Here is a 6,119-nt window from a genome sequence, read left to right as displayed (position 1 = left end):
GCCGCGCCAACCAATCCGCTTGGCGCTGCGGCGGACGCATAGGGGGAGAGAAGTGTCACCTATGTATCCGGTTCAAAGTGTTACCCATCTATCGGCTGGACACAATAGGGTCTCGAACTCTCTGGAGAACGTTCACTCCGCCCTCTCCCCATGCTAACCACCGCTAATGGCGCAGAAAAAAGGATACGAAGTCGATTCGTGGCTGGCGAAGCCGGAAGCGCGCATATCGATCGTCCTGCTTTACGGACCCGACCGCGGCTTGGTCGCCGAGCGGGCCAAAACCTTTGCCGCGAAAACTGGCCTGCCGCTCGACGATCCGTTTTCCGTCGTACGGCTCGACGGCGCGGAGGTCGATCGCGACCAGGGCCGGCTGCTCGACGAAGCCCGGACCGTGCCGATGTTCTCCGACCGGCGGCTTCTGTGGGTGCGCAACGCCAGCGGCCAGAAGCCGCTGGCTGAGGACGTCAAGGCGCTGACCGCGGAGCCCGCGCGCGACGCGATCATTCTCATCGAGGCCGGCGACCTGAAAAAAGGCGTCGGGCTGCGCGCCGTGGTCGAGGCGGCCGACAACGCCATGGCGCTGCCTTGTTATGCCGATGAAGCGCGCGACATCGACAGCGTCATCGACGACGAGCTGCGCAAGGCCGGCATGTCGATGGCGCTCGATGCGCGCCAGGCGCTGCGCCGCAATCTCGGCGGCGACCGGCTGGCCTCGCGCGGTGAAATCGAAAAGCTGGTGCTTTACGCCCACGGCCAGAAGGACATTGGCCTCGATGACGTCAGGGCGATGTCCGGCGACGTTTCCGGCGCCTCCTTCGACGACGCGGTCGATGCTGTGCTGGAAGGCAAGATCGGTGACTTCGACACCGCCTTCACCCGCCACTGCCTGTCCGGCGGCCATCCTTTCCTGGTACTGTCCTCGGCGATGCGGCAGCTGCAGCAGCTTCAGGTCATGCGCGGCCAGATGGACACCGCCGGCCGCAACGCCGCCTCGGCAGTGGCCGGCGCCCGTCCGCCGGTGTTTTTCTCGCGGCGCAAGCTGGTGGAGAAGGCGCTGGAGCGCTGGAACGTCGAGGCGCTCAGCCGCGCGCTGAACCGGCTGCAATCGGCCGTGCTGCAGACCAGGCGCAGGCCGGATTTGTCGGAAGCGCTGGCGCGGCAGGCGCTGCTCGGCATTGCGGTGGAGAGCGCGAGGCTGGCGCAGCGGTGATCTCCCCCCTTGAGGGGGAGATGTCGCCAAAGGCGACAGAGGGGGTCGCGGCGCGTGGAGCGCTGGCGCCTTTCGCAACGACGAACGAGGTCGGCGCTTGATGGGAGACGACCCTTCTGGCCTGCCGGCCATCTCCCCCTCAAGGGGGGAGATCAGCAGTTCGATCCCTTCGGCAATCCCCAATAAAAAGAAGGGCCGGCAACCGCCAAGCCCTTTCTTCATCCTAAGCCAGAACTTCATTCGCCGGCTAAATATGGCGCAACCCCAACCCTCTACCGCTCATCCTTCAACCGCCGGCATAGCTCGTCGAGCTGCTCCAGACTGCGGTAGTCCACGCGGATCGCGCCGCCTTTGCCCTTGTGCTCGATGGTCACGATCATGCCGATCGTGTTGGTCATCAGCCTTTCCAGCGCCAGCGTGTCGGCATCCTTGCCCGATGCGCCGTGTGCCGGTTTTGCCTTGGGCGGCGTGCCGCCCGCCGGCATTTGCGCCAGCGCCTCGGCCTGGCGCACCGAAAGCCCGTCTTCGACGATCTGCTTGGCTAGCCCGGCGGGATCCTGCGCCGTCACCAGCGTCCGGGCATGGCCGGCCGACAGCGCGCCGTCGACCAGCATGTCGCGGATCACGTCGGGCAGCTTCAGCAGCCGCAGCGTGTTGGCGACGTGGCTCCGGCTCTTGCCGATGACATTGCCGAGGTCGGCCTGTGTGTAGCCGTGGTCGTCGATCAACTGCTGGTAGCCGAGCGCCTCCTCGACCGGGTTGAGGTCGGTGCGCTGGACGTTTTCTATGATCGCCAGTTCGAGCGCTGTGCGGTCGTTGACGTCGCGCACGATGATCGGGATCTCGGTCAGCCCGGCTCGCTGCGCCGCCCGCCAGCGGCGCTCGCCGGCGATGATCTCGTAGCGCCCGGCCTGCGTGGGCGAAGGCCGCGCCACCACCGGCTGCACCACGCCATGCTCGCGGATCGACTGCGCGAGATCGGTGAGGTCGGCGTCGCCAAAGTGCCGGCGCGGGTTTTTCGGGTTCGGGCTCAGGAACTCGATTGGCACCTTGCCGTCGGCATTCAGGCCTGGCTTTTCGGCCGCTGCCACCGGGCGGTCGATCTCCCCGATCAGCGCCGCCAGTCCACGCCCCAGTCTCTTTCTCGAAAGGTCTTCGCTCATCTCAATTCCAGATTCTTGATCGTTTCGGCGCCGGATCGGCTTGGTTTATCGACTTGCCTAATCATGCCGCGCGCAATTTTCGCTCGCGGCGGATCACTTCGGATGCCAGTTGCAGATAGGCTTGGCTGCCGGAGCATTTCAGGTCGTAGAGAATCGCCGGCTTGCCATAGGACGGCGCCTCGGACACTCGCACATTCCTAGGAATGATGGTCTCGTAGACCTTGTCGCCCATGTGTGCCCGCACGTCCTGCACCACCTGGTTGGCGAGGTTGTTGCGGCCGTCATACATGGTCAGCACGATGCCCTGGATGATCAGGTCCGGATTGATCGAACGGCGCACCTGCTCCACCGTTTCCAGGAGTTGGCTTAGCCCTTCCAGCGCGAAGAACTCGCACTGCAGCGGCACAAGAACAGAATCGGCTGCCGCCATTGAATTCAAAGTCAAAAGGTTGAGCGAGGGCGGGCAGTCGATCAGCACATAGCCGAACGGCGCACCACGCTCGGTGGCGGCGCGCAGCGCGTTGCGCAGCTTAAGCACCCGATCCGGCGCCGAGGCGATTTCCATCTCGATGCCGAGCAGATCGAGCGTCGACGGCACGATCGACAGGCCGGGCACCGCCGTTGGAATGGCGGCCTCTTCCAGGCCCAGTTCGCCGGTCAGCACATCGTAGGAGGAGACGGTGCGGTCCTTGCGGTCGATACCGAGACCCGTCGAGGCATTGCCTTGCGGGTCGAGATCGACGATCAGCACCTTTTCGCCGATCGCGGCCAGCGCCGTGGCCAGATTGATGGCGGTGGTTGTCTTGCCGACGCCGCCCTTCTGGTTGGCGACGGTGATGATGCGAGGTCCGGTTTTCATGGGTCTGTGCCAGGTATTCATGTGGGCCAGGTATTCATTGCGTCGCCAAGGTTGCGAAGGAGAGCTTACGCAGTCTGCAGATCGGTCACTTCGAGGATGACGCCATGGGCGTCGGTCATGCTCGGATGTTCTACCAGATCGAAAGCCCAGCGGTGAGTGCTTTCTTCCACCTCGGAGCGGTAATCCCGGCCTTTGTGGAACAGCGCCCGCGATCCCTTGGTCAGCCACGGCGCCGACAGATCGAGCAGCGCCGGCAGCGCGGCCAGCGCCCGCGCCGTGATGATTTCCGGTTCGGAAACAAGCGCATAGCTGTCGTCGATACGCCGGGCGACGACCCGTGCCGGCAAACCGAACTGGCCAACGACCGCCTGTAAAAACGATGCTTTCTTGCGGTTGCTCTCGACCAGATCGATCGACGCGCCATCGCGTTCGACCAGCAGGAAGGCCATTACCAGGCCCGGAAAACCGCCGCCCGAACCGAGATCGGCCCAGCGCTTGGCCTGCGGTGCGATTCGCGCCAGCTGCGCGCTATCCAGAATATGGCGGCCCCAGACATCGTCCAGCGTCGACGGCGCGGCCAGATTGATGCTGCGGTTCCATTTCAGGAACAACTGTTCGAACGTCACCAACCGATCGAATGTTTCACGTGAAACCGGTCCCGCGGCCTCTTGCAGGCTCGCCCATGAGGCAGCGCTCACGCAACGGCCCTTTGGGCGGCCGATTCGGCGTTGCGGACGTGCGCGACGATGATGGCCAGCGCCGCCGGCGTCATGCCTTCCATACGCTGCGCGTCAGCGATCGACCGGGGCTGACGCGTTAGCATCTTCTGCTTCAGCTCATTGGACACGCCAGGAACATCGGCGAAATCCACCGACGCCGGGATCAGCCGGCTTTCCTCGTGGCGGATTTGTGCGACATCTGCCTGCTGGCGATCGAGGTAAACCGAATATTTCGCTTCCGTTTCGAGCCGCTCGGCGGTTTTGGGGTCGATTGCGCCAAAGGCCGGCACAACACGGGCCAGCCAGGCGATATCGACGCCGGGATAAGCAAGCAATTCATAGGCGGAGCGGCGCACGCCGTCCCTGTTGATCTCCAGCCCATGCCGCGCCGCTTCGTTGGGCGTCATCGTCGTCGCAATTGCGAGTTTTCGCGCCCTATCAAGATCCTGTGTGACTTCATTGAACCGCCGCGTTCGCTCCGGCGACACGATACCAAGCCGATTTGCCAGAGGCGTAAGCCTTTCATCGGCATTGTCGGCGCGCAGCGATAGGCGAAACTCCGCCCGCGAAGTGAACATGCGGTAGGGCTCGGCAATGCCGCGGCTGGTGAGGTCGTCGACCATTACTCCGATGTAGGCTTCGGTGCGGCTGAGCACGATTTGGTCGTCGGCCGCCGCCTTGCGCGCGGCGTTGAGCCCGGCGAGCAGGCCCTGCGCGCCGGCTTCTTCATAACCGGTGGTGCCGTTGATCTGACCGGCGAGGAAAAGCCCCGCAATACGTTTGGTCTCAAGCGTCGGCTCCAACTCGCGCGGATCGACATGGTCGTATTCGATAGCGTAGCCGGGCTGCAGCATGGTCGCCCGCTCTAGCCCGGGTATAGTTTTGAGAATGTCGAGTTGCACATCCTCGGGCAGGGAGGTCGAAATGCCATTGGGGTAGACCGTGTCGTCGTCCAGCCCTTCCGGCTCGAGGAAAATCTGGTGGCCTTCGCGATCGCCGAACTTGACGATCTTGTCTTCGATCGACGGGCAATAGCGTGGTCCGACCCCCTCTATCGAGCCGGAATACATGGCGGAGCGGCCGAGATTGGCGCGGATCAGCTCGTGCGTCGCCGGTGTCGTACGCGTGATGCCGCAATGGATTTGCGGATTCTTGATTGTGTCGGTGAGCAGCGAGAACGGCACTGGATGTTCGTCGGCCGCCTGGCTTTCCAGCGACGCCCAGTCGATGGTGCGGCCATCGAGCCGCGGCGGCGTGCCGGTCTTCAGCCGTCCAAGCGCGAAACCGGCGCGGCTCATCGTCGCCGACAGGCCAAGGCTCGCCTGCTCGTTCATCCGCCCCGCGACAATCTTCCTGTCGCCAATGTGGATGAGGCCGCGAAGAAAAGTGCCGGTGGTCAGGACGACTGCACCGCACGCCAACCGGCGCCCGTCGGCCAGGAGCACAGCGGCGATCCGTCCTTCTTCGATCTCGAAATCCAAGACTTCGCCTTCGACGACGTCGAGACCGTTCTGCTGCCGAATCGCTTCCTGCATGGCCAGCCGGTAAAGCTTGCGGTCGGCCTGCGTGCGCGGCCCGCGCACGGCAGGGCCTTTGCGGCGATTGAGCAGGCGGAATTGGATGCCGGCAGCATCGGCGATGCGGCCCATCAGCCCGTCCATGGCGTCGATCTCACGCACCAGATGGCCCTTCCCGAGGCCGCCGATCGCCGGATTGCAGGACATGACACCGACCGTGTCGAAGCGCAGCGTGATCAGCGCGGTCCTGGCACCGGCGCGGGCGGCAGCGCTCGCAGCCTCGCACCCGGCATGGCCACCGCCCACCACAACCACATCATAGTGATCGATCATTGTCCCTTCCAGATTCAGAGATTTCCCGACACATGTCCCCACGAGAGGACGCTGTCAAGGATTGCAGGTTGATTCGTTTACGGGGAACGGAGTGCTGAAAGCCGCAGAGGTGTTTCACGTGAGTCATGGAAGCAGCGAAGCCTCGGTTCGCGCTGGCCCTTATCTACCTGCCGGCATCTTCTCCCCATGAACGGGGACAATGAGGGGCGGTGCAGGCTTTCGGCCAGTTGCCCTTTTGTTAAACGTCTCGTTTCACGTGAAACGCACTTGGGCGGCCCCTTATGTTTCACGTGAGTCACTCATACCAGCGCCCCGTCA

The 6,119-nt window shown here is 63.9% G+C and carries 5 protein-coding genes; 1 reads left to right on the top strand and 4 read right to left on the bottom strand.

What is annotated here, in order from left to right:
• The first annotated feature begins 166 nt into the window (after positions 1–166).
• Positions 167–1,210, top strand: a complete 1,044-nt coding sequence (gene holA / locus NKJ76_RS30510; protein WP_023728721.1) for a DNA polymerase III subunit delta — start codon at positions 167–169, stop codon at positions 1,208–1,210.
• Positions 1,211–1,482: 272 nt separating this feature from the next.
• Here the strand turns inward: holA and NKJ76_RS30505 are convergent, their stop codons facing one another.
• The 4 genes from NKJ76_RS30505 to mnmG all read right to left on the bottom strand — a co-directional run bounded on the left by NKJ76_RS30505 (position 1,483) and on the right by mnmG (position 5,801).
• Complete coding sequence (locus NKJ76_RS30505; RefSeq protein WP_352539089.1) at positions 1,483–2,373, bottom strand: ParB/RepB/Spo0J family partition protein; 891 nt, start codon at positions 2,371–2,373, stop codon at positions 1,483–1,485.
• Positions 2,374–2,434: 61 nt separating this feature from the next.
• Positions 2,435–3,232, bottom strand: coding sequence for a ParA family protein (locus NKJ76_RS30500; RefSeq protein ID WP_023672118.1), 798 nt, complete (start codon positions 3,230–3,232; stop codon positions 2,435–2,437).
• A 65-nt stretch (positions 3,233–3,297) separates the two neighbouring features.
• On the bottom strand, positions 3,298–3,930 hold the full coding sequence (rsmG, locus tag NKJ76_RS30495) for a 16S rRNA (guanine(527)-N(7))-methyltransferase RsmG (RefSeq protein ID WP_023822329.1): 633 nt from the start codon (positions 3,928–3,930) through the stop codon (positions 3,298–3,300).
• Entirely contained in the window at positions 3,927–5,801 is a 1,875-nt protein-coding gene (gene mnmG / locus NKJ76_RS30490; RefSeq protein WP_352539088.1) for a tRNA uridine-5-carboxymethylaminomethyl(34) synthesis enzyme MnmG, read from the bottom strand. The genes rsmG and mnmG overlap by 4 nt, the downstream gene beginning before the upstream one ends.
• Positions 5,802–6,119 lie beyond the last annotated feature (318 nt).

The organism is Mesorhizobium sp. M0029, from assembly GCF_040323735.1.
Taxonomy (GTDB): domain Bacteria; phylum Pseudomonadota; class Alphaproteobacteria; order Rhizobiales; family Rhizobiaceae; genus Mesorhizobium.
The sequence above is the reverse complement of the archived record's forward strand: the minus strand, read 5'-3'. Positions and strand labels throughout refer to the sequence as shown.

What these genes read in the sequence shown, in the direction of transcription:
- mnmG (WP_352539088.1), bottom strand. Translation starts at nt 5,801, where the DNA reads ATGATCGATCACTATGATGTGGTTGTGGTGGGCGGTGGCCATGCCGGG.
- holA (WP_023728721.1), top strand. Translation starts at nt 167, where the DNA reads ATGGCGCAGAAAAAAGGATACGAAGTCGATTCGTGGCTGGCGAAGCCG.
- NKJ76_RS30505 (WP_352539089.1), bottom strand. Translation starts at nt 2,373, where the DNA reads ATGAGCGAAGACCTTTCGAGAAAGAGACTGGGGCGTGGACTGGCGGCG.
- NKJ76_RS30500 (WP_023672118.1), bottom strand. Translation starts at nt 3,232, where the DNA reads ATGAAAACCGGACCTCGCATCATCACCGTCGCCAACCAGAAGGGCGGC.